Origin of the sequence: Erythrobacter sp. (assembly GCF_038133525.1) — a bacterium.
Classification (GTDB): Bacteria; Pseudomonadota; Alphaproteobacteria; order Sphingomonadales; family Sphingomonadaceae; genus Qipengyuania.
Window position 1 is genome coordinate 18216 of sequence record NZ_JAYPTL010000007.1, and the last position, 22680, is coordinate 40895.

Below are 22680 nucleotides of genomic sequence, written 5' to 3' on the forward strand. Positions count from 1 at the left end.
GGGAAAGCCAGGCGTCATCGGGCGCGACGATACGCGCTTCGATCGGGAAGAATACATCCTTGGCATCCCGCTCGATCCGCGCGATCACCTCACGCAACGCGGCAACCTGCTCGTCGATGGGCAGGTGGTATTCCATCTCCTTGAATCGCACCGGTCGCGCATTGGCGAGCAGTTTCCAGCCTTCGTCCACCGCGATCTCCGGCGGTGTGCCGTCGAGGAAGTGGGCTGCGAAGCGGCGGCGCAGCGCTGGGGTGAATTCGAACAGGTCGCGCAGCGTCTTGAGTTCCATCAGAGCGTCGGTGTCGACATCGGGTCCACGCGGAAGGACAGGCTCGACAGTCACGTCATGCGTGACCAGCGCCGACTTGCCCGTGAATGGCAGGACCAGGAATTCGGCATTGCGGTGCTGTTCGGCCAGCGCCGGCCACTGACCGAGCAGCGTGTCGGTATCGACCACGCGAACGACCTTCTTGACCCGGCTGAGCGGCCAGTTCTGCAGCGTGACCTGGCTGACCACGCCGAAAGCGCCCAGCCCGACACGGGCGGCGTCGAATACCTCGGGCCGCTGATCCCGATTGCATTCGATCACCGTTCCGTCCGGCGCAACGATACGCATGGCAGTGACCCGGCCGTGGAGAGCGGGCACACCTTTGCCCGTGCCATGCGTCCCGGTCGCCAGCGCCCCTCCCAGCGTCTGCTTATCGATATCGGGCAGGTTGATCATGTCCTGCCCGATCTTCGCAAGTGCAGGCCCAAGCGCGGAGAGTTTCGTCCCCGCACCCACGGTGGCGGTCATGGCTTCGGGGTCGCTGGCCACAATCCCGCTCAACCGGTCGAGCGAAAGCAGGGTTCCCTCGGTCGGGACGATGGCGGTGAAGCTGTGCCCGGCACCAACCGGCCGGATCGGCAGGGGCGTATCGGGTAGCAAGGCGGCCAGTTCAGCTTCATCGGCGGGCGCGGCACGGCGCGCGGGATAGGAATGGGCGACACCCGACCAGTTGCTCCACAGCGCCCGGCCTTCGTCATCGATCGGGGGCGGACCCACGGGTTCGCGGTCGCGCAAGGCCACCCGACCCCCCAGTCCGGCAGCGCCGGCAGCGGCCACTGCAGCCGAGCCGAGCAGGATCTTGCGGCGCGTCGTCATGGTGCCCTCCCGGCCATGAAACGGATCAGTGCGTTGAGGTCGGCAGGCGAGCATTCGAAGCACTGCCCGCCCGCCGGCATGCCGTTGATGCCGCCGATCGCGCTGGCGAGAAGAACGTCCTCGCCCTTGGCCCAGCGCGGGTCCCACTGCGTCCGGTCCCCGGTCAGCGGGGCCTGTGCATCCGCGACCGTGTGGCAGGCCTTGCACGTGCGTTCGTAGAGTGCGGCGAGGCGAGAGTCCGAAGGCGTTAGCGCGGCGCTCTGCGCCTCGGTGAGTGGCTGCGGTGGAACTTCGGCCGACCCGCATGCCGCGAGGGCCAATGCCATCCCCAAAATCACAGAATTTCGCATAGGCTCCCTCCCCGCTCCTTGCATTTTTATAGTTATCACTATATTTCGAGTCAACGGTGAATCCATGGCACGCAAACCGGTCCAGAAACGCGCGATCGCGACCTATGAAAAGCTGCTCGATGCGGCGGGCGAGCTGCTCGAAGAGCTCGGCGTGGAGCGGATCTCGACCAACCTCGTCGCCAAGCGCGCCGGGGTCAGTCCCCCAACGCTCTACAACTACTTCGCGGACAAATACGACTTGCTCGCCGCACTGGGCGAACGGCTGATGGAGCGGCAGAACGCCCTTGTCCCGCTCGATCCGGAGGTGGACGAGCAAGCCATCGCCGCCGCGCTGCTGGCCCACATCGAAGTGACGCTAGCCCATCCCGGTGGCCCCTGGGTGATGCGGATGCTGCGCGCGGTCCCACAGCTGGCGGAGGTACGCCTCGCCTCCCACCGGGCACTGACAACCCATCTGGTGGAGCAAGCCCTGTTGCGCGATCCCAGTCTCGACCGCGCAACGCTGGAACGTCGATCCCGGCTCGTGGTCGAGCTTGGCTATGCCGCGATCGAGATGGTCTTCGACGAAGGCGGACAGGATGCCGAAGCGATCATGCTCGATACTGCCAGGGCGATCGGCGCGCTGCTTGACCAATCCAACGGCCAGGCCCAATCGGACCGGCAGTTGCCGTGATCGGCCAATGCGGCGATGAAGGTCGCCAGCATAGTTCCAGTGGAAGGAACCACTCTCGAATGCCGCCTGCCAATCCCAGCACTTGCCCGCTCCCAACCAACCGCGAATGGGCCAATTGGGCGGTGGGGCGGATCGAGGCGGACTTCAACCGTTCGGCGGATTCGCACCTGATCCCGATCCCGGTTCCCGCGCTCCCGAATATTGCGCTCTACCTCAAGGACGAGTCGAGCCACCCCACCGGCAGTCTCAAGCACCGCCTGGCACGCTCGCTGTTCCTCTATGCCCTGTGCAATGGCTGGATCGACAAGGGGACGCCAGTAATCGAGGCATCGAGCGGCTCGACCGCCGTGTCGGAGGCCTATTTCGCGCGCATGCTGGGGCTCGATTTCCATGCCGTCATGCCCAAAAGCACGGCACAGGCGAAGATCGAGGCGATCCAGTTCCACGGCGGGCACTGCCACTTCGTCGATTGCGCCGCCGACATGTATGACGCCGCCCCGGCGCTCGCGACGGAACTGGGCGGGCACTACATGGACCAGTTCACCTTCGCCGAGCGTGCGACCGACTGGCGCGGCAACAACAATATCGCGGAATCGATCTTTGCGCAGATGGCGCGCGAGCCCTGCCCGGTGCCCCGCTGGATCGTCTGCGGCGCGGGTACCGGCGGCACATCGGCCACTATCGGTCGCTATGTGCGCTATAACCGCCATGGAACGCAGATTTGCGTCGCCGACCCCGATGCCTCGGTATTCCATCGCCATTGGGCCGACCGCTCGGTCACCCGCGTCGAAGGCCCATCGAGCCTGATCGAAGGCATCGGCCGGCCGCGCATGGAACCAAGTTTCCTGCCCGAGGTGGTCGACCGCATCGAAGCGGTGAGCGACGCACAAAGCATCGCCGCCGCCCGGGTCACCAGCGACATACTGGGTCGCCGCGTGGGCGGTTCGACGGGCACGAATATGTGGGTTTGCGCAATGCTGGCCAATGAAATGGCCCAGCGCGGCGAATGCGGCTCGATCGTCTCGATCCTGTGCGATGACGGAACGCGCTATGCCGACACGCTGTTCGACAACGACTGGCTGGCCGAGCGCGGTCTCGACATCGCCGGACCGCAAGCCCGGCTCGAACAGTTCTTCGCCGAGGGTTCACTCGGCTAGGCACAGCTCCCGCAGCTCGCCAGCGTCTCCCGAAAGGTATCGATCAACCAGCTGGTTGCAGGACCCGGGCGGGCGTCACGACGCCATAGCGCGCTGAGGTCATAATTGGCCCCCGGCTTTTCGGGCAGGTCGAGTTCGACCAGCGCCCCGCTTGCCAGGTCAGCGGCGACCATGGGCCGCGGCATATTGCCCCAGCCGATACCTTCTTTGAGCAAGGCATGCTTGGCACCGAGATCACCCAGTCGCCAGCTTAGCGGGCTGAACACGGAAAATTCTCGGCCGACTGTCAGGCTCGACCGGTCGGTCAGCACGAGTTGCAGGTGCTCGCGGCTCTCGCCCGGGCGCACATCGGCGCGAGCCAGCGGATGATCCGGGGCCGCGACCGGGACCAGCTCCACCTGCCCGATGACCTGCCTTTCCAGCTCCGGGTGACTGTCGATTACCGGCCCCCCGATGCCAAGCGCGGTTTCCCCGCTTAACAGGCAAGCCGCGACCGCCCCCAGGCCCTCTGCCCGCAGGTGCAGCGCAACGGTGGGAAACATCGTGCGAAACTCGCGCAAGACCCGCGCGGTCGCTTCACCGGGGACCATGACGTCCACAACCAGCCCGACCTCACTCTCCAGCCCGGCATGGAAGCTGCGCGTCTTCGCCAACAGGGCATCCGCGCGATCGGCCACCGCGCGCGCTTCGGGAAGCAGCCCCCGTCCGGCATCGGTTAGCACCGGCCGACGCGACCCTTCGCGTTCGAACAGGGTCACGCCGAGCATTTGCTCCATTTGCGCGATACCATAGCTGATCGCCGAAACCGCCCGCCCCATACGCCGCCCGGCACCACCAAAACTGCCCTCCTCCTCCACCGCGAGGAAGATGCGCAACTGGTCCAGGCTGGGCTCGCCAATCCTCACTGTTCGCATTTCCTGAACATCTTGCCGTGTTTTATCTCACTTATCCGGTGAGTGAGCAAGGCGTATCTCTGCATCACACAGTCCCTCCCACAGGAGAAATGCCATGATCGAACTTCGTCCCTTTGAAAGCCTCGGCGCGGCCAACCACGGTTGGCTCGATGCCCACCACCACTTCTCCTTCGCCGGTTACCACGATCCGGCACGGGTGAACTGGGGCAGCCTGCGCGTGTGGAACGACGATACCATCGCCCCGCACACCGGCTTCCCGACCCACCCGCATAACGACATGGAGATCATCACCTATGTCCGCAAAGGCGCGATCACCCATCGCGACAGCATGGGCAATGAAGGCCGCACTGAAGCGGGCGACGTCCAGGTGATGAGCGCCGGCAGCGGTATTCGCCACTCGGAATACAATCTCGAGGACGAGGACACCCAGATCTTCCAGATCTGGATCATCCCGAGCCAACGCGGTGGCGAGCCGGGTTGGGGCGCCCGTCCCTTCCCCAAAGATGATCGCGCCGGACGGTTCGTGCCCCTCGCAAGCGGTGCGGCGAATGACGATGACGCCTTGCCGATCCGTACCGATGCCCGCGTGCTCGGCGCGACGGTGAAGGCGGGCGAAAGCGTGACCTACACGCCCCGCGATCCTTCGCGGCACCTCTATCTTGTGCCCGCCACCGGCATGGTGAAGGTCGAAGGCGTCGAAGCCAAGGCTCGCGACGGCATCGCCATCACCCAGCAGGCCAGCATCACCATCACCGCGCTCGAAGACAGCGAACTGGTGCTCGTCGACGCAGCCTGAGTTGTCCCCCCGGCCCTGCCCCTCCTCCCCCACCCGCTCGCGGGGGCAGGGCCACCCCCCCCTAAGGAGAATTCCCATGTCCACCATCCTTCATATCACTGCCAGCATCCGCAATGACGACCAGTCGGTCTCGCGCAGCCTCAGCAACAGGCTGGTCGAAGGTCTCGCCGCCCGAACCGGCGCCCTGGTTGCCATTCGTAACCTCGCCACCAACCAGCTTCCCTTCATCGATGAGGCGCGTTTCGCGGCCAATCTGACGCCTCACGCCGAACGCAGCGCGGAACAGCAGGAACTGGCAGCCATCGGCGACGAACTGATCGCCGAACTCGAAGCCGCCGACACAATCGTGTTCGGTGTCCCGGTCTACAATTTCTCCGTACCCGCCACGGTCAAGGCATGGGCTGACCTTGTCGCCCGCGCCGGCACCACCTTCCGCTATACCGCCAATGGCCCCGAGGGGCTGCTCAAGGGCAAGAGGGCCTTCATTGCAGTCGCGTCCGGCGGGATGCCGGTGGGCAGCCCGGCCGACTTCATGACCCCTTGGCTGACACACTTCCTCGGCTTCATCGGTATCACCGATGTCCAGGTTGTCGCGGCCGACGCGATCATGGGCGCAGGCGGCGAAGAGAAGATCGCCGCAGCCCACCAGCAAGTCGAACTCCTGGCGGCCTGAGCCCCGCCGACGTGAAAGGAAATTGCCATGAACACGATTACCGAGAGCTACACCAAGGGTCCGGCCGCTACCTCGTCGAGCGACTGGCTGGCGCTGGGCGCCCGCATCCTTCTCGCCGCGATCTTCGTGCTTGCCGGCCTCAGCAAGGCGACCGACCCTGTTGGCACCATGGGCTATGTCGCCTCGGTCGGCCTGCCCTTCCCCGAACTGGCGCTGATCGGTGCGGTTGCGGTGGAAGTGCTCGGCGGCCTCGCGCTGATCGCGGGCTTCAAGACCCGCGCGGTGGCACTGCTGCTGGCAGCATTCAGCATCGTCACCGCCGCCGCGTTCCACAACCAGTTGGGTGACCAGACCCAATTCGTGATGTTCTTCAAGAATGTCGCGATGGCGGGTGGCTTCCTGCAGGTCGCAGCCTTCGGACCGGGGCGCTTCTCGATCGACCGTCGCTGATTGCCACTAGGCCGACGAATGACCGGGAGGGCTACTACCTTCCCGGCCATTTCGCGTCTGATCGGCAGGTCAATTCCCGAGAATGCCCGGCAATCGCAGGCCCTTCTCCTGCGCGCAGTCGACGGCGATGTCGTACCCGGCATCGGCGTGGCGCATCACACCGGTTGCGGGATCGTTCCACAAGACCCGTTCGAGCCGTCGCGCGGCGTCCGCGGTACCGTCGGCGACGATCACCATTCCGGCGTGCTGCGAGAATCCCATGCCGACCCCTCCGCCATGGTGCAAGCTGACCCAAGTTGCGCCGGATGCGGTGTTGAGCAGTGCGTTGAGCAGCGGCCAGTCGCTGACCGCGTCAGAGCCGTCCTTCATGGCCTCGGTTTCACGATTGGGACTGGCCACCGAGCCGCTATCGAGGTGATCGCGCCCGATCACCACCGGGGCCTTGAGCTCACCCTTGGCCACCATCTCGTTGAAGGCGAGGCCCAGCCGGTGGCGGTCACCCAGGCCAACCCAGCAAATGCGCGCGGGCAAGCCCTGGAAGGCGATCCGCTCGCGGGCCATGTCGAGCCAGTTGTGCAGGTGATGGTTGTCGGGCAGCAGTTCCTTCACCTTGGCGTCGGTCTTGTAGATGTCCTCCGGATCGCCTGACAGCGCGGCCCAGCGGAACGGCCCGACGCCGCGGCAGAATAGTGGGCGGATATAGGCGGGAACGAAGCCGGGAAAGGCAAAGGCGTTCTCCAGCCCCTCTTCCAGCGCCACCTGGCGGATATTGTTGCCGTAATCGAGCGTCGGCACGCCCGCGTTCCAGAAGGCCAGCATCGCCTCGACCTGCACCCGCATCGATGCGCGCGCGGCCTTTTCGACCACCTTGGGGTCGCTCTCGCGCTTCGCCCGCCATTCGGCCATGGTCCAGCCCAATGGGAGGTAGCCGTTGACCGGATCATGCGCGCTGGTCTGGTCGGTCACGATATCGGGCCGCACTCCGCGCCTCACCATCTCGGGGAAGATCTCGGCCGCGTTGCCGAGCAGGCCGACCGACTTGGCTTCGCCCGCCGCGGTCCAACGCTCGATCAGCGCCAGCGCCTCGTCCAGCGTATCGGCACGCTCGTCGAGGTACCGCGTACGCAGGCGGAAATCGATGCTCTCGGGATTGCACTCGACTGCGAGACAGCAGGCACCGGCCATCACCGCCGCGAGCGGTTGCGCCCCGCCCATGCCGCCGAGCCCACCGGTTAGGATCCACTTACCTTTGAGATCGCCGCCATAGTGCTTGCGGCCCGCCTCGACGAAGGTCTCGTAAGTGCCCTGGACGATGCCCTGCGTGCCGATATAGATCCACGATCCGGCAGTCATCTGGCCGTACATCATCAGGCCCTTGCGATCGAGTTCGCTGAAGTGGTCCCAATTGGCCCAGTGCGGCACGAGGTTGGAATTGGCGATCAGCACCCGCGGCGCATCGGAATGCGTGCGGAACACGCCAACCGGCTTGCCCGACTGAACCAGCAGCGTCTCGTCATCGGCCAGCGTCTTCAGGCTCGACAGGATCGCCTCAAAATCGGCCCAGCTGCGCGCCGCGCGGCCAATCCCGCCATAGACCACCAGCTCATCCGGGTTCTCGGCCACGCTGCGATCGAGGTTGTTTTGGATCATCCGAAACGGCGCTTCGGTCTGCCAGCTGCCGCAGGTCAGTTCGGGACCCGTAGGGGCCTGGATATCGCGCGCATTGCGGCGGTCGATGGTCATGCGATGTCTCCGATTGTCAGGCGGATCTGTTCGAAGACCTCCGCCAGCACGTCGCGCAAAGGCGCTGCTTTTTCAGGGGAATAGGTGAAAGGCGGTTGCTCGCTGGCGAGGTAGCGATCCTGCACGATCTCCATCTGGATCGCATGGACGCCGCTCGCAGGGTTGCCATAGTGGCGGGTGGTCCAACCACCCTTGAACCGCCCATCAAGCACCACGTTGAAGCCGTCCGCGGCTTCGCAAGCGATGACCGCTGCACGGCCGATCTCGGGATCGCAGCTAGTTCCGGAGTTGGTGCCGATGTTGAGATCAGGCAGCCGACCTTCGAACAGGAACGGCAGGGTCGAACGGATCGAATGGCAATCGTAGAGCACCGCCACGCCATGCATCTGGCGGACCCGCTCGATCTGCGCGCGCAGCGCGGCGTGGTAGGGCCCGTGAAACGAAGCGAGCCGGCGGCCGATCTCCGCCTCGTCGGGCTCGACCAGCCAGATCGGTCGCCCCTCGAAGTCGACCAGCGGCACGAGTCCGGTAGTGTTCTGACCCGGATAGAGCGAGGCCCCGTCAGGCGCTCGATTGGCGTCGATGAGATAGCGATTGAAGTTCGCGCGAACGACCGTCGCACCAGGAACCAGCCCATCGTATAGCTCGGGAATGTGCCAGTCGGTATCGGCAAGACCGTGCGCCTCGGGCTTGAGCACCGCGAGCACCTCATCCGGCATCCAGGTTCCCGAATGCGGTTGTCCCAGGATGATCGGCGACGAGCCTTCGATGACGGTGACCGGTTTCATGCCACCACTTCGCCGATCGAGGCGAACTCGGCATGATCGGACAGCGGCCCGGACGCGACAAGCCGCGCCATCGCGGTGATGTCGCCATCAACCTGTCGATCTTCTTCTAGCCTGGGGCAGGTCTCGCGGATGCGGGCAACCACCGCCTGCAATTCGGCACTGGTCTTGAGCGGCGCGCGGAACTCGATCCCCTGCGCCGCCGACATGGCTTCGATACCGAGGATCGCGGCGAGGTTTTCGTTCATCTCATGCAATCGCCGCGCAGCATGGCAGGCCATCGAGACATGGTCTTCCTGATTGGCCGAGGTCGGCGTGCTATCGACCGTCCGCGGATTTGCGAGCGAGCGGTTCTCACTCATCACCGCCGCCGAAGTCACCTCGGCGATCATCAGGCCCGATTGCAGTCCAGGGTTGGTCGAGAGGAATGCCGGAAGGCCGAAGCTGAGCGAAGGATCGACGAGCAGCGCGACCCGCCGCTGGGCAATGCTGCCGACCTCGGACACCGCCAAGGCCACCGCATCCGCCACCAGGCCCACCGGCTCGGCATGGAAATTGCCACCCGAAACAACTTCACCGTCCGAAAGGACCAGCGGATTGTCGGTCACCGCATTGGCCTCGATCTTCAGCACTTCGCCCGCATGGCGCATCTGGTCGAGGCAGGCACCCACAACCTGCGGTGCACAGCGCAGGCAGTAGGGATCCTGGACGCGCAAATCATCCTCGCGGTGGCTTTCGCGGATTTCCGAACCGTCGAGCATGGCCTTGACGATACGCGCGGCGGTCACCTGCCCCCAATGGCCACGCAGCATGTGGATTTCCTCGCGGAACGGCGCGGCAGAACCCATCGCAGCATCGATCGAAAGCGCAGTCGTGACCAGCGAGTTGATCGCCAACCGCCAGCTATCGAACAGCGCGGCGAGCGCCAGCGCGGTCGAAACCTGCGTCCCGTTGAGCAGCGCGAGGCCTTCCTTGGCCTGCAGCTCGAGCGGCTCGATCCCTGCCGCCCGCAACGCCTGCGCGGTCGCCATACGCTGGCCGCGATAAAACACTTCGCCTTCGCCGATCAGGACCGCCGCGATATGTGCCAGCGGGGCGAGGTCGCCCGAGGCACCGACCGATCCCTTTTCGGGCACTACCGGAATGATGTCGTTTGCCACCAGTTGCTGCAGGCTTTCGATCACCACCGGCCGAACCGCCGAGGCGCCACGCCCCAGCGAAATGCACTTCAGCGCGATCACCAGCCGTACGACATCGGAGGAAAGTGGCGGCCCAAAGCCCGCGCTGTGCGAAAGCACGATATTGCGCTGGAGCGTGGCCAGGTCGCCATCGCCGATGCGCACGCTGGCGAGTTTGCCGAAGCCGGTGTTGACTCCGTAGATCGCGTTCCCACCCGCAACAGCTGCGTCGAGCCGGTCAACCGCCTGTTCGACCAAGCGCATGGCACCGTCAGACACCCGGAAGGAACAGCCGTCGCGGTACAGCCCTTCGAGTTGCGCCAGGCCGACAAGGCCGGGATTGAGTTCAACGCTCATGAAATTCTCCACCGACGATGCGCCCGCGCAGCAGGTCACCGCCGATCCAGTAACTAAGGAAATCGGGGTGTGCGGCGTCCCAGACCGCGAGTTCGGCGCGCTTGCCAGGAACGATGCTGCCATATTCCGCAGCGAGGCCCAGCGCGCGGGCAGCGTGGCGGGTCGCGCCGGCCAATGCTTCCTCGGGCGTAAGGCGGAACAGCGTGCAAGCCATGCTCATCGCCAACCGCAGCGAGGACATCGGTGAACTGCCGGGGTTGCTGTCAGTCGCTACCGCCATCACCACGCCATGCGTGCGCAACGCTCCGATGGGTGGCAACTGAGTTTCGCGCAGCGCGAAGAAGGCACCGGGCAGGAGCACCGCTACCACGCCCTTTTCGGCGAGGCGCGGCACGTCGCTCGCGGCAAGGTATTCGAGGTGATCGGCGGAAAGTCCGTCGAACTCGGCGGCGAGTACCGCGCCCTTGAGGTCGCTCAACTGTTCGGCATGGAGCTTGACCGGAACACCAAGGTCCCGCGCTGCCTCGAAAACGCGGCGAACCTGCGCAGGGGTGAAGCCGATATTCTCGCAGAAGGCGTCGACAGCATCGACCAGCCCCTCGGCATGCGCCGCTCGCAGGCCAGGGATCACGATCTCGTCGATATAGGCGTCGGGCGCATCGGCATATTCGGACGGCAGCGCATGCGCGGCGAGCCAGGTGGTGCGGATGCGGACCGGGCGATGCTGCTCGATCGCGCGGGCCACGCGCAGCATGCGCATCTCGTCTTCGATCGTGAGGCCATAGCCCGACTTGACCTCGATTACCGCAACCCCGTCCGCCAGCAAATCGTCGACCCGGCGCAGCGCGGACTGCAACAGTTCCTCTTCGCTCGCCGCGCGGGTAGCAGCGACGGTCGAGCGGATCCCGCCCCCGGCGCGCGCGATTTCCTCATAGCTCGCCCCGCCAAGGCGCAGCGCGAATTCGCGCGAGCGGTCTCCGCCGAAAACGAGGTGGGTGTGGCAATCGATCAGCGCGGGCGTGACCAGCGCGCCGGTGAGATCGGTTCGCGGCCAGTCGTGGAACTCCACAGGCAAATCGGCGATCGGACCCGCCCAAGCGATCAGCCCCTTCTCGACCGCGACCGCGCCAGCCTCGACCAGACCATAGGCGATCCCGCCATCGACCATGGTCGCCAGCAGGCAATTGGCGAAGACTCGGCGTGACATGGGCTTGCGCTTTCCCTCGACTCGTGATTATGTATGCACATAATATCGCAAGGTGCAACGGGAAATGGCAGGCACGATCTCGGCGCGGCAGGTCCTCACCCCCCAAGGCTGGCTGGCGAATGGCGTAATCGCCTTCGACGATGCGGGGACGATCACCGCGGTGGGGAACGAGGGGTTTGACCCGGTGCAGGCGGTGGGCACACTGCTGCCGGGCATGGCCAACCTCCACACGCACAGCTTCCAGCGCGCGATGGCGGGACTCGCAGAAAGTCGCGGACCGCAAGGGGCCGACGACTTCTGGACCTGGCGGCAGGTCATGTACCGCTTCCTCGAAGTCCTGACCCCCGAGCATGTCGAGGCGATCGCCGCGCTGGTGCAGCTTGAAATGGCCGAAGCCGGCTACACCTCCTCGGCCGAGTTCCACTATCTCCACCACCAGCCTGACGGCACGCCCTATGCCGACCCTGCCGAGCTGTCGCAGCCAATCTTCGCCGCCAGCGCGGAGAGCGGGATCGGACTGACCCACCTCCCCGTGCTCTACACCTATGGCGGACTCGACGGGCGGGAGCTGAAGTCCGGTCAGCGGCGCTTCGGCAACACCGTCGATGAGTACGAGGCGCTCTACGCCCGGATCGCGCAGCTGGCGGCGCAAATGCCGGCCGACTTCCGCCTCGGTGTTGCGCCGCATTCGCTACGTGCGGTGGATCGCGCCGGGATTGATGCCTGCATGGCGCTGTGCCCCGAAGGTCCGATCCACATCCACGCCGCCGAACAGGTCAAGGAAGTCGAAGAGGTCGAAGCGCATCTTGGCGCACGCCCGGTGCGCTGGCTGCTCGACAACTGCCCCGTCGATAACCGCTGGTGCCTGATCCATGCGACCCACATGGACGCAGGCGAGACAGCCGATCTTGCCGCTTCAGGCGCGGTTGCGGGCCTGTGCCCGACCACCGAGGCGAACCTTGGCGACGGGATTTTTCCGGCGCGCGACTACCTGGCCGCTGAGGGACGTTTCGGACTGGGATCGGATTCGAACATCCGTCTCTCGGTCGCCGAGGAGCTGCGCATGCTCGAGGTTTCGCAACGGCTCGCGCATCGCCAGCGTGCGGTACTGACCGACGATTCAACGCGTTCGAACGGGCGCTATCTCTATGAGCGCGCGGCGCGCGGCGGGGCACAGGCGATCGGGCGTAGGGCCGGAACGATCGCGGTAGGCCATCTCGCCGATCTCGTCGCACTGCGTGACGATGTCCCCATCCTCAACTGGCCGCAACCCGACCAGCGCATTGATGGTTGGGTCTTTGGTAGCGAGCAGCGCGCCGTCAGTGAGGTGTGGTCCGCTGGGAGGCATATCGTCAGAAACGGCGAACATTTTCGTGCGCAGGCGATCCGTGGCCGCTTCGCGCTGGCCATGGACCAGTTGATGCGGGCACTATGACCGCCACCACGCACCACGGCATTCGCGAGGCGATCCGCGCGCGCATCGTCGCCGGCGAATGGCAATTAGGCGAACTGATTCCGGGTGAAGTTGAATTCGCCGAGGAGTTCGGCTGCGCGCGAACCACAGTGAACCGCGCGCTGCAGGCGCTTGCCGAGGAAGGCATCGTAGAGCGCAAGCGCAAGGGCGGGACACGGGTACGTCCCCTCCCTTCACCGCAGGCGCAGTTCCGCATCCCCGTCATTCGCGAGCAGGTCGAAAGTCGCGGGCAGGAATACGGCCATCGCATCGTGCTACGCGAATTGCGCGATCCGCCCGACGAAATGCGCACGCGCCTCCAGATCGGAAGCGGGCAGAAGGCGGCATACATGGAGAGCCTTCATTTGGCCGGAAGCCACCCCTTCGCCTTCGAACGCCGTTGGGTGAGCCTCGACACCGTGCCCGGCTTTGCCGAGGCCGATCTCAGCGAGTTGAGCGCCAACGAATGGTTGATCCGCACGGTCCCCTTTTCACGCGGAGAGGTGGGCCTGACGGCGACTTCGGCCGATCCGCGGCTGGCCGCCATGCTGCAGGCCGAGCCTGGCGAGGCCTTGTTCACCATGGATCGGACAACCTGGTTCGAAGATCGTGCAGTGACCGCCACTACGCTCTACTACGCCCGCGGATACCGGCTCGAGTTCGGCATTTAGCTAGCGCCAGCCCTGTTACCCTGATTTTTGGGGCCTACATACTTAGCAAGTCAGTTTGCTTTTCGCGTGTTCCCTCCGGCAGTAACCATTCACTCTCTATCCGAGACTGAGGAGCCAAAGGCTGGTCGTCGATTACCACAAAATGCAGGATCACCCACTAAGCTCGGCGCCTGTTCCGTAAGACTCACGGCCCGCGCTCCTTGATCGCGATCAGCATGACCTCACAAAGGGCTTAAATTGCAGGTCGCGGAGACTTTGAAACCCAGTCCTCAGCGACTGGTGGGTTATAATAAGTCATCAAGTAAACTCGATCCACCAGAATCACTGCAATCGCGATAACAGTGCCTCCCGCAGCGAAGAACCAGTCTTCGGTGGCTCCAATTGCCTCCCAATGCGCGTTCAACGACGGGAAAAGCCGCTCAAATGCGTAGAATGTGGCATTTGATAGGCCATGAGCAAGCACCGGCAACAGGAGCGAACCTGTCCGTAGGTAAATCCACCCATAAAGTACTCCCCATGCCATACAAATGATTACCAATGGATACCATTCAGCGGATTGTTCGAACAAGAAAAAGGCGGGCATGTGCCAAACCGACCAGATGACTCCGATGATAAACATGGCGAAGAGCGGCTTCATTCTTGGCAACAAAAGACCCAGCAAAGCGAAACGCCAGCCGGTCTCTTCGCCATTCGTCAAAGGAATGTAGAATATTTCCTCCAAATAGAGCCAGACAATCTCTAACCAGTTTCTCGATGCAGCAAGATCTGGAGAAGTTGCCAACTCGTCGAGCGTGAATGTTGCAGCAAGGCTCACCAGAAATGGAAAAGCCACAAACCCGACAACTGCGAGATAGTAGGAAAACGACACGCGCCAACGCAGCAACTGAACAAGCCAGACTTGCAGTCCGCTTTTTCCGGCAACTGCAGCAACGATGGCAAGTCCAGCAATGGTTGGGCTGTATCGCATGATCATTAAGCTCAAGAAGCCCTCGCGCAGCCCCATAGCCTCCTCGAAATCGCCGGATAGCAGCGCCCATGGCAACCCGATGCCGTATGTGGCCAGAAACGTTAGCGCGACAAACCATGCAACTGGCCACTCGCGCATGAAAGTACGAATGCGGACCATTATCTTCTCTCCGTCAATCGAAAGTAAGCTGAAGCAATCCTACGGCGCAGCCCCTTGGCGACGCCAATTGTCATGACCAGTGCCGCGGCAGCCATTACTAGGTATGCAGGCCAAGGAAGCGCATTGGTTGCGCCGGGGACAATCCGCCCAAGAAAGCTGACCAAGAACTCATCTGGGCCAAGTCGAAAAATTCCGAACCTGCTGGGAGCAAGTACACCGCCTACACCCAGAACCAGGACAACTACACCTAAAGCAAGGGCGAGCATGTTGCCCGCGAGCATGACTGTTTCGTCAATCATTCGCCGTGCAGGCAACAACGGCGCAAGGATCCGCCCAAGCAAGCGAGCAACCCCATGGTGCCGCTCCAACATCGGCTCAACGAGTGGGCCGAGATAGTCACGTGGCTCACCGAGTTGCGAAAGCGCCTCACGAAGTCGGCCCATTTCGGTTGGCGCAGTGCAATGGGCCATGCGGTCAGCCACGTGCGCCTCGAGATCGGTGATTATCTCATGCCGGTCCAAACGTGGCAGTGCGCCCAATATCAACGCCACACGTAGGCGATAGTACCGCCAATGGCGCTGAGCGTCTGGCTCCTGAAATTCCATCAGACTTCTCCACCCGAATGGCTCACAGCGCTTGTAATCCCGGCCCAGAGTTTCTGCATTTCGCGTAACGCCTCCCGCCCAGAATCTGTCAGGCAGAAGTATTTCCGAGCAGGTCCCTTGGGGAGGGTTACCCAACGCTGCGTGACGAAGTCCTCACCCTTCAACCTGAGCAAGATTGTGTAGATCGTGCCATCGCTCACCTCGATCCCACAGCGTGCACCGAGCTTCTCTACCAGTTCGTATCCGTAGTGCTCCCGCTCGGCGAGAATCGACATGACCACAAGTTCGAGGATCCCCTTGCGCACCTGGGAACTCCAGTTTGACAGGAACCGGAATTGATCATTGGCCGTCATTGCACCTCTTTAGCGTAGATATATCCTTATGCAAGGTATATGAAGCTTCGATCCCCATCCAATTTCACAAGCACCGCGCACTAATGGACAGCTTGGCTTTGCCAGCCACCGTCCAACCGCGACCGTTCGAGCTTTTGATCGAGCGCGAATGTTCCCAAAAGGCACCAGAAACGTGGGGGCTTGGCACAGCGACACCTCGCATTGACACACGTCAAATTCTCTGGACAAACACTGGAGTTGCGCCAGCACTGAAAGGGTGATCCGAGCCGGACCTCATCCTTGTCGAGGATTTGGTTTCGGTATTAACCTAGAGAAACAGATCACCGCTGTGAGAAGTGACAGACACCCTTGTCTCTCATGATCGCCTATTGGGGCTGCACACGCAGAAGGGCTAAGCGCTAGTGCTGCGCCCGGTTTCATTGCGTTTCGTACTGATGAGCTAATCCGGTCGCTCCGGCCAAGTCATAAGCTACGAACATCGGGCTCAATGAGCTGGCAAGCCAAAAGTAGCTGCAACTGCAATGCGGGATCAGCGCCTAAGATTGAACCCTTCGCAATAAAGAGCAAATCTTGCCGCAAGTCGATACAAGACTTAAACAACCCCCGCTTCCAGTACTTCAAGTCAGCGAAAGCCCAGAGATCAGTGAGAGGATTCCTAGGAGCAGGAGGCCCGACGCAAATCCCCAAAATGCAACGCCAGAGTCTTCATAAGCGACCGCAGGGTTCGATGGGTCATACAAAATGCGAACGACATTCCCCGCCGGGCATTTAGGTAGCGGGTAACCAACATTCGAGTCGAAGACGAAGCCGCGTCCACCTGCGTCTTCGAACTCAATGATCTTGCTGTAATTATAGAAAGTGTTCGACCGACGCCTGTCGACGAGGAGATCGCGGCGTTGCCGCCACCCAATAATTCGCCCATTAGTAACGCACATTCTTCGCTTCAATTTCAGTCGTTGCAGGAGCTGAGCCGCTGCGACTGCTAGCATTGTGAGTCCGACGCCGATCAGATAGTACGCAAGCATCGTCGCCCCCTCCTCAGTCATTTCGCCTACGTTGGCTCCTGCCATTCACCAAATAACATTGGAAATCAGTTAATCGGCCGACCGTAAGAAATGGCCAAGGGTAAGGTATGGCAAGTAAGTTGGTGGCCAGCATATTCGAGTGAGAATAGCGAACGTGATCGAAATCAGTAGGTTGGTGAATAGGCAGCGACTCCAGATCCTTGCTGGAATACTAATTGGCTTTGGAATTTGGGTGTCTTCGCCAGTCATCGTTGGCCAGATCGAACCTTGGGATGCAGAGTGGCCCTATTACGTTGCAGTCATGGTTGTGGCTGGCGCTCTACTGGAATTGGTACAGACGCGCCGCAAGGCATTTGTCTTCATCTCGCTTTGGGCAGGTCAGTGCATAGCCCTGTTGCTCCCGCCTCATCAGATTGCGTGGTATTTCGTCGGCGCTACAACGGCCAGCCTTGGCAGCATGCTGGGTCTTGTTGGTGCGATACTCGTATCAGCAACCAGTTTTGCGTGGCACAGACTCGCTCCGTAACGCGATAGCAGCACCAGCCTATTCGAACGGGTTCAAGAAGAGTTGTTGACCTGATGGTCGAACCCGCACCCCGATGTGCACTCGCAAGTCTGCAAGTACCTATGCAGCAAGCCGATTTTGTATACAGAAAATGAGGTCCCCCTGTACTATGCAGCGTCGATGGGGAACGTAAACTTGGTGCCTTCTGACGCCGAAGCAACTGGAGAAATGGGCGCAAAGTCCCGCTTGTGAGTGATCAGCGACGCATGATTCCTTCGCCGTCAATAGCTTGTTGGCTGAGCAATAGGCGTCGCCCACTTGTGATTCGTCGATTATGCATACTGGCACACCATCGGCAGGCTTGTTACTGCAGGAACAGATCGAATTCCTGAATTGAGCGCAAATCTAATGTCCAAGCCGAAGCAGACCGGCAACTTGACGATGGCGGACGTCGCCCGCCTCGCAGGGGTATCTCCGATAACCGTCTCACGAGCACTCTCGGGAAGTTCGGCAGTTCGCAAAGACACGCGCGATAAGATCGTGGAGATCGCCGAAAAGGCGGGATATCGCTTCAACCAGGCTGCCAGCAATCTCCGCCGCCAACGCAGCAGTACCATTGCCGTTGTGGTCGAGATGACCCCGACGTCCGTCCGCCCGATGAGCGAGCCCTATCCACTGGCTCTGTTGGGGGGGATAATTCAGGAGCTTTCAAGCGCCAATTTCACGCTGAGCCTGTCCACGATGGCAACCTTCACATCCGGCCCAGCGGCGGTCGACGGCATCATCCTCCTCGGCCAGGGCATGCACAATGATGCAGTTGCGGACCTGGAACGGCTAGGCCTGCCATTAGTGGTCTGGGGTGCCCCACGCCCGGGGAGCAAGCATGTCGTGGTGGGTAGCCGCAACCGTGATGGCGGCGCGCTGGCCGCCGATCGATTGACCCAGCTTGGTCGCAGGCGCCTCGTGTTCCTAGGCGACACGGAACATGCCGAGGTCGCCGATCGACTCGAAGGCTTCAGCACCAGGCTGCAGGAAAACGGGGCGCACCTGCTGGGCATGAAGGCCTGTGAATTCAGCTTCGTTGCGGGACACGATGCCATGCAAGAATTGCTGGAGTTGCATGACAGCCAGATCGACGGCGTCCTTGCAGCAAACGACGCGATAGCCATGGGTGCCATTCGCGCGATCGCAGAAGCTGGATTGAAGATACCGCGCGACGTATCGGTCATTGGTTTCGACGATTCCCAGAGCGCGTCCTTCTTTGTCCCACCACTGACGACCATACGCCAGCATTGGACCGAAGGCGGCCGATTGCTCGCACGAAAGGCCCTAGCCGCGATCCAGGGCGAACATGCCGAGTCGGAGGAAATGCCTGTCGAGCTCGTCATTCGCGAGAGCTGATACAGCCAAAAACCCAACAGCAATCGTAGCCTGAGTCCCACAGAACGTCCGAAACTTCGGCAAATTATGACATCGATACCAGAAAATGATATCGATACCTTGACATCGATATCATTCAGCTCGCATGGACCGCCATCGATGGGCTGGAGCGGTCACGACCGACCGGAACCGGCCATGATGAACATGGGAGAGCAAAGAGCCAGTGGGCGATGCGCGCATACATTCGATGGCGGAAGATGGCTGGCAGCTGGCACAGGTCGCCTATGACTCCCAGCAGGAATCTGCCCTTGCGACGCTGTTTGCCCTGGCCAATGGCACCCTTGGCGTGCGCGGTGGCCTGGATGAGGTACCTGGCGAAAACGCCGCCGTCCTTGCCGATGGCTACATCAGCAACCCCATTTCCTACCACGAGCGCTTCACTGGCTTCGCAAGCAAGTCGGACATGCGCTTCGTCGCGCCCAGCCCGGTCCAGATTGAGCTATTGATCGATGGCGCTTCGCTCACCCTGACGCAGGAAACAATGCTCGCGTTCTCGAGGCATCTCGACTTGCGCACCGGAGTCCTGCGGCGATCGACAACTTGGCGCATCGATGCCCGGCGCGAACTTCACATCGTCGCGTCACGGATCATCAATCCGGAAGCCGGGATGCACTGCGCCAGCAAGATTGAGGTTTCTATTTCAGGCGGGGCTGGCAGGCTGGAGATCCGCTTTCCTCTCGACAGCGCGCCGACCCTATCGAGCGACCCGGACGATCCACGGCTCAACAAGGCCGCCCCCCTGCAGCGCGAACATGTGAGCGACGATGGGCTACGGGCCAGCTTCCTTGCTGGCCGGGGTGAAACCGGACTTCCCTTGGCGATGTCGCAGGCACTCACCGTTCGAAGCGGAGCCTGCGATGTTCTCGCTCATGATGGGTGTGCATTAATCCGGATCGATCTGGCCGAAGGTGGCACGGCAGAGGTCGAGCGCCACGTTACCTATGCACTCGGCCCGGACGCCGCGGATAACGCGCAAGCCTTGCTCGAAACCAACCGCACCGTTGGATGGAATGCCCTATCCGCCCAGCTTGAGCGCAAGCTGACAGAGTTCTGGAGCAGTTGCGACTTGGGGATCGACGGTGAAGAAGCCCTCGCCCATGCAATCCGGTTTTCGCTGTTTCACGTCTACCAAGGTGGCAGCCGCAGCGATCGCCAGTCGATTGCCGCCAAAGGCCTGACCGGCGAAGGCTACGAAGGTCATTACTTCTGGGACACGGAAGTTTTCGTGCTCCCGGTGCTGGCACTTACCCAGCCCCATTTGGCAGCACACATCCTGCGCTATCGCATGGGAGCGCTGGAAAACGCGCGCCGCAATGCCCGCCAGATCGGCCACAGCAAAGGCGCCCTCTATCCGTGGCGGACCATCGGTGGCGACGAGTGTTCCGCTCACTACCCCACCGGTACGGCGCAGTATCATATCAATGCCGACATCGCCTACGCATTGAAGGTCTATCGTGATGCAACCGGCGATGAAGCATTGGTGCGCGAAGCGGCCGCGATGCTGTTCGAAACCGCGCGTGTCTGGATGGAGATCGGCCACTTCAATCCGCGCCGCGGCGGTGCGTTCACTATCCACGGGGTGACCGGTCCCGACGAATATACCTGTCTGGTCGACAACGACTATTACACCAACGCGATGGCTCGCCGGCATCTGGCCTTCGCAGCCAGCCTGGCACAGGAACTCGCCGAGGAAAGCCCCGCACACTACGCCGCATTGACCGAAGAAATCGGACTTGCGCGGGACGAGATAGTCCAGTGGCGCATGGCGGCGGACAAGATGTGGCTGCCGGTCGATGCCGAACTGGGCATCCACCCTCAGGACGACAGCTTCCTCGACAAGCCGGAACTGCCTTTTGCCACACTACCGCAAGAGAAGTTCCCGCTCCTGTTGCATCATCATCCACTTCTGTTGTTCCGCCACAAGCTGTGCAAGCAGGGCGACGTCGTCCAGGCGCTGAGCCTGATCGGCGAAGAGGTCCCGCTGGCCACAAAGCGGCGCGACCTGGCCTATTACGGCCCGCTAACCACGCACGATTCCACGCTTTCAGCAACGGCATTCGGCATTCTGGCCGCGGAAACCGGCGACGAAGAGCAGGCGCTGCATTTCCATCGCGAGACCGCCTTCGTCGATCTCGAGAACCGGCACAACAACACCCATCACGGTGCCCATATGGCGGCGATGGCCGGGAGCTGGCTGACCCTGGTTATGGGCTGGGGCGGTTTGAAACTCGCTTCGGGTGAACTGCATTTCCACCCGCGCTGCCCCAAGGCGTGGAGGTCCTATTCCTTTCGTCTGCGTTGGCGCGGCTCGCTGATCGAGGTCGCTGTCGGTGCTGAAGGTGCAAAATATCGCCTTTGCGATGGACCCGCAGCGACCCTGCTAGATCATGGCCGCAGGATCGAGCTGAGCTCTGAATTCAGGGAGGTTCCGTCCCCAAACGTCCAAGCAGTCATTTTCGATCTCGACGGTGTGTTGACTGACACGGCAGAGGCCCACTTCCAGGCTTGGAAGTGCCTCTGCGACGAGCTGGGCCTACCCTTCGATCGCAAACTCAACCAGCGGCTCAAGGGTGTCGATCGCGCGGGATCGCTGGACATCATCCTCGCGTCTGCCGGCGTCGATGCAAGCGCCGATGAGCGGGCTGCCATGATGGCCCGCAAGAATGAGTTCTATCGCGATGCGATTGCCCATTATTCGCCCGATGACCTGTTCCCCGGCGCACGCGAATGCCTGCTGCAATGCCTTGCAGCCGGCCTCAAGGTCGGACTCGCTTCGGCGAGTAGAAATGCCCGCGATGTGGTGCGTGCGCTGGGTATCGAAACGCTGTTCGATGCCATCACCAATGCCGCCGAAGTAATCAATGGCAAGCCTGATCCGGAAATCTTCCTGACCACAGCGCGCAGCCTGGGTTGCGATCCGGCTCGGTGCATCGGGGTAGAGGACGCCGCTGCTGGAATTGCCGCCATCAAGGGCGCTGGCATGCACGCCATCGGGATTGGCCCGCAGGACGAACTCTCAAGCGCAGACTGCGTGATCCCGGACATCGCCTCACTGAAACTCGATCTGATCGTCGCCCCCGCGACGGCCGAAACCCCTTCCCCCAGCCAGTAAATTTGAGTGGAGAGTAACTATGAAGCTTAGAAACAAATGGTTCGCTTCTGTTGCCACGTTGGCAGCATTAGCCCCCGCTACCGCCTATGCTCAGGACGCAAGCGAGTCCGGCGACGACGGTGAGTCAACAAATGTCATCATCGTCACCGCGCGTCCGGGCGGCTCCGAACAGAGCAAGCAGGACGCCGCCTTCGCGATCAGCACCATCGATAGCAGTGCCATCGACCAGATCGCACCGAGCAGCACCGCTGACCTGTTGTCGGTCGTGCCGGGCGTCTGGGCGGAAAGCTCGGGCGGCCAGAACGGCGCCAACATCTTCGTCCGCGGCTTCCCGGGCGGCGGCGACGCGGAATTCGTGACCTTCCAGTATGAAGGCTCACCCTCCTTCCCACCCCCGACGCTTTCATTCCTCGAGAACTCGCAGCTGTTCCGCCTCGACGAGACAATCGAGCGGGTTGAAGCAGTGCGCGGTGGCCCGGCACAGGTCTTCTCGAACGGGCAGGTCGGCCTTACCGCCAACCTCATTACTCGCAAGGGCGGCAGCGAGTTTGAAGGTTTGGTGAAGACCAGCATCACCGACTATGGCGACAAGCGCTTCGATGCAGTGATCAGCGGTCCGCTTGGACCGAACACCGGCTTTTCGGTTGGCGGCTTCTACCATTCGGGTGACGGTGTGCGCGATGCCGGCTTCACCGCCGAGGAAGGCGGCCAGATCAGCGCCAACATCACGCATGATTTCGGCAAGGGTAACATCACCGTTTGGGGCCGTTACCTGAATGATCGTGGTGCATGGTTGCTGCCCATCCCCGTCATCCAGAACCAGGATGGCAGCCTCGAGGCGTTCCCCGGTTTCGATCGCGGCGAAGGTACCTTCAACAGCCCTGAAACCCGCCTGACGATCCCGAATGACGGCGTGGCGATCGACCAGTCACAAGGCCGTGGCGCCAATCTGGTGAACTTTGG

At 62.2% G+C, this 22680-nt stretch carries 21 protein-coding genes; 10 read left to right on the top strand and 11 right to left on the bottom strand.

Annotation, left to right across the window (positions count from 1 at the left end):
* Both AAFM29_RS03050 and AAFM29_RS03055 read right to left on the bottom strand, forming a co-directional pair.
* On the bottom strand, positions 1-1144 hold a 1144-nt coding region (locus tag AAFM29_RS03050), incomplete at its 3' end, for an FAD-binding protein (RefSeq protein ID WP_341711358.1).
* Positions 1141-1494 carry a c-type cytochrome gene (locus AAFM29_RS03055; protein WP_341711359.1) on the bottom strand — a complete coding sequence of 118 codons (354 nt, stop codon included), beginning with the start codon at positions 1492-1494 and terminating at the stop codon, positions 1141-1143. The genes AAFM29_RS03055 and AAFM29_RS03050, both read right to left, overlap by 4 nt.
* A gap of 64 nt (positions 1495-1558) precedes the next feature.
* Between AAFM29_RS03055 and AAFM29_RS03060 the strand changes: the two genes are divergently transcribed.
* Positions 1559-2167 (top strand): TetR/AcrR family transcriptional regulator, encoded by a 609-nt coding sequence (locus AAFM29_RS03060; protein WP_341711360.1) that lies wholly within the window; start codon positions 1559-1561, stop codon positions 2165-2167.
* Positions 2168-2226: 59 nt separating this feature from the next.
* Positions 2227-3324 (top strand): PLP-dependent cysteine synthase family protein, encoded by a 1098-nt coding sequence (locus AAFM29_RS03065; protein ID WP_341711361.1) that lies wholly within the window; start codon positions 2227-2229, stop codon positions 3322-3324.
* Here AAFM29_RS03065 and AAFM29_RS03070 read toward each other — a convergent pair.
* Positions 3321-4229: a LysR family transcriptional regulator gene (locus AAFM29_RS03070; protein WP_341711362.1), complete on the bottom strand. Its 909-nt coding sequence runs from the start codon at positions 4227-4229 to the stop codon at positions 3321-3323. The two genes, AAFM29_RS03065 and AAFM29_RS03070, sit on opposite strands and share 4 nt — an antisense overlap.
* A 103-nt stretch (positions 4230-4332) precedes the next feature.
* Here AAFM29_RS03070 and AAFM29_RS03075 point away from each other — a divergent pair, with 103 nt between their 5' ends.
* The 3 genes from AAFM29_RS03075 (at position 4333) to AAFM29_RS03085 (ending at position 6157) form a co-directional block, all read left to right on the top strand.
* The gene (locus AAFM29_RS03075) at positions 4333-5034 is read left to right on the top strand and encodes a pirin family protein (protein ID WP_341711363.1); all 702 of its coding nucleotides are present in this window, start codon (positions 4333-4335) and stop codon (positions 5032-5034) included.
* Positions 5035-5110: 76 nt separating this feature from the next.
* Complete coding sequence (locus AAFM29_RS03080; protein ID WP_341711364.1) at positions 5111-5707, top strand: NAD(P)H-dependent oxidoreductase; 597 nt, start codon at positions 5111-5113, stop codon at positions 5705-5707.
* A 27-nt stretch (positions 5708-5734) separates the two neighbouring features.
* The gene (locus AAFM29_RS03085; RefSeq protein ID WP_341711365.1) at positions 5735-6157 is read left to right on the top strand and encodes a DoxX family protein; all 423 of its coding nucleotides are present in this window, start codon (positions 5735-5737) and stop codon (positions 6155-6157) included.
* A 69-nt stretch (positions 6158-6226) separates the two neighbouring features.
* Here AAFM29_RS03085 and hutU read toward each other — a convergent pair whose 3' ends face one another.
* From hutU to hutI, 4 genes are read right to left on the bottom strand one after another with little or no spacing between them, the layout of a single operon-like run.
* Positions 6227-7900 (bottom strand): urocanate hydratase, encoded by a 1674-nt coding sequence (gene hutU, locus AAFM29_RS03090; RefSeq protein ID WP_341711366.1) that lies wholly within the window; start codon positions 7898-7900, stop codon positions 6227-6229.
* The gene (hutG, locus tag AAFM29_RS03095; RefSeq protein ID WP_341711367.1) at positions 7897-8688 is read right to left on the bottom strand and encodes an N-formylglutamate deformylase; all 792 of its coding nucleotides are present in this window, start codon (positions 8686-8688) and stop codon (positions 7897-7899) included. Before hutG ends, hutU begins: the two co-directional genes overlap by 4 nt.
* Positions 8685-10220 (bottom strand): histidine ammonia-lyase, encoded by a 1536-nt coding sequence (gene hutH, locus AAFM29_RS03100; RefSeq protein WP_341711368.1) that lies wholly within the window; start codon positions 10218-10220, stop codon positions 8685-8687. Before hutH ends, hutG begins: the two co-directional genes overlap by 4 nt.
* Positions 10210-11427: an imidazolonepropionase gene (hutI, locus tag AAFM29_RS03105; protein WP_341711369.1), complete on the bottom strand. Its 1218-nt coding sequence runs from the start codon at positions 11425-11427 to the stop codon at positions 10210-10212. Before hutI ends, hutH begins: the two co-directional genes overlap by 11 nt.
* 64 nt (positions 11428-11491) lie before the next feature.
* Here hutI and AAFM29_RS03110 point away from each other — a divergent pair, with 64 nt between their 5' ends.
* Entirely contained in the window at positions 11492-12862 is a 1371-nt protein-coding gene (locus tag AAFM29_RS03110; RefSeq protein ID WP_341711370.1) for a formimidoylglutamate deiminase, read from the top strand.
* Positions 12859-13551, top strand: coding sequence for a UTRA domain-containing protein (locus tag AAFM29_RS03115; RefSeq protein ID WP_341711371.1), 693 nt, complete (start codon positions 12859-12861; stop codon positions 13549-13551). The genes AAFM29_RS03110 and AAFM29_RS03115 overlap by 4 nt, the downstream gene beginning before the upstream one ends.
* 232 nt (positions 13552-13783) lie before the next feature.
* On the opposite strand, the gene AAFM29_RS03120 is transcribed toward AAFM29_RS03115, so the two are convergent.
* The 4 genes from AAFM29_RS03120 to AAFM29_RS03135 all read right to left on the bottom strand — a co-directional run bounded on the left by AAFM29_RS03120 (position 13784) and on the right by AAFM29_RS03135 (position 16705).
* Positions 13784-14677, bottom strand: coding sequence for a type II CAAX endopeptidase family protein (locus AAFM29_RS03120; protein ID WP_341711372.1), 894 nt, complete (start codon positions 14675-14677; stop codon positions 13784-13786).
* Entirely contained in the window at positions 14677-15282 is a 606-nt protein-coding gene (locus AAFM29_RS03125; RefSeq protein WP_341711373.1) for a hypothetical protein, read from the bottom strand. Before AAFM29_RS03125 ends, AAFM29_RS03120 begins: the two co-directional genes overlap by 1 nt.
* Complete coding sequence (locus AAFM29_RS03130; protein WP_341711374.1) at positions 15282-15587, bottom strand: PadR family transcriptional regulator; 306 nt, start codon at positions 15585-15587, stop codon at positions 15282-15284. The genes AAFM29_RS03125 and AAFM29_RS03130 overlap by 1 nt, the downstream gene beginning before the upstream one ends.
* Positions 15588-16252: 665 nt before the next feature.
* Positions 16253-16705 carry a DUF3592 domain-containing protein gene (locus AAFM29_RS03135; RefSeq protein ID WP_341711375.1) on the bottom strand — a complete coding sequence of 151 codons (453 nt, stop codon included), beginning with the start codon at positions 16703-16705 and terminating at the stop codon, positions 16253-16255.
* Positions 16706-17573: 868 nt separating this feature from the next.
* Between AAFM29_RS03135 and AAFM29_RS03140 the strand changes: the two genes are divergently transcribed.
* From AAFM29_RS03140 to AAFM29_RS03150, 3 genes are all read left to right on the top strand, one after another.
* Positions 17574-18566, top strand: a complete 993-nt coding sequence (locus AAFM29_RS03140) for a LacI family DNA-binding transcriptional regulator (protein WP_341711376.1) — start codon at positions 17574-17576, stop codon at positions 18564-18566.
* A 202-nt stretch (positions 18567-18768) separates the two neighbouring features.
* Positions 18769-21717 (top strand): beta-phosphoglucomutase, encoded by a 2949-nt coding sequence (gene pgmB, locus AAFM29_RS03145; protein ID WP_341711377.1) that lies wholly within the window; start codon positions 18769-18771, stop codon positions 21715-21717.
* Positions 21718-21736: 19 nt separating this feature from the next.
* On the top strand, positions 21737-22680 hold a 944-nt coding region (locus AAFM29_RS03150), incomplete at its 3' end, for a TonB-dependent receptor plug domain-containing protein (protein WP_341711408.1).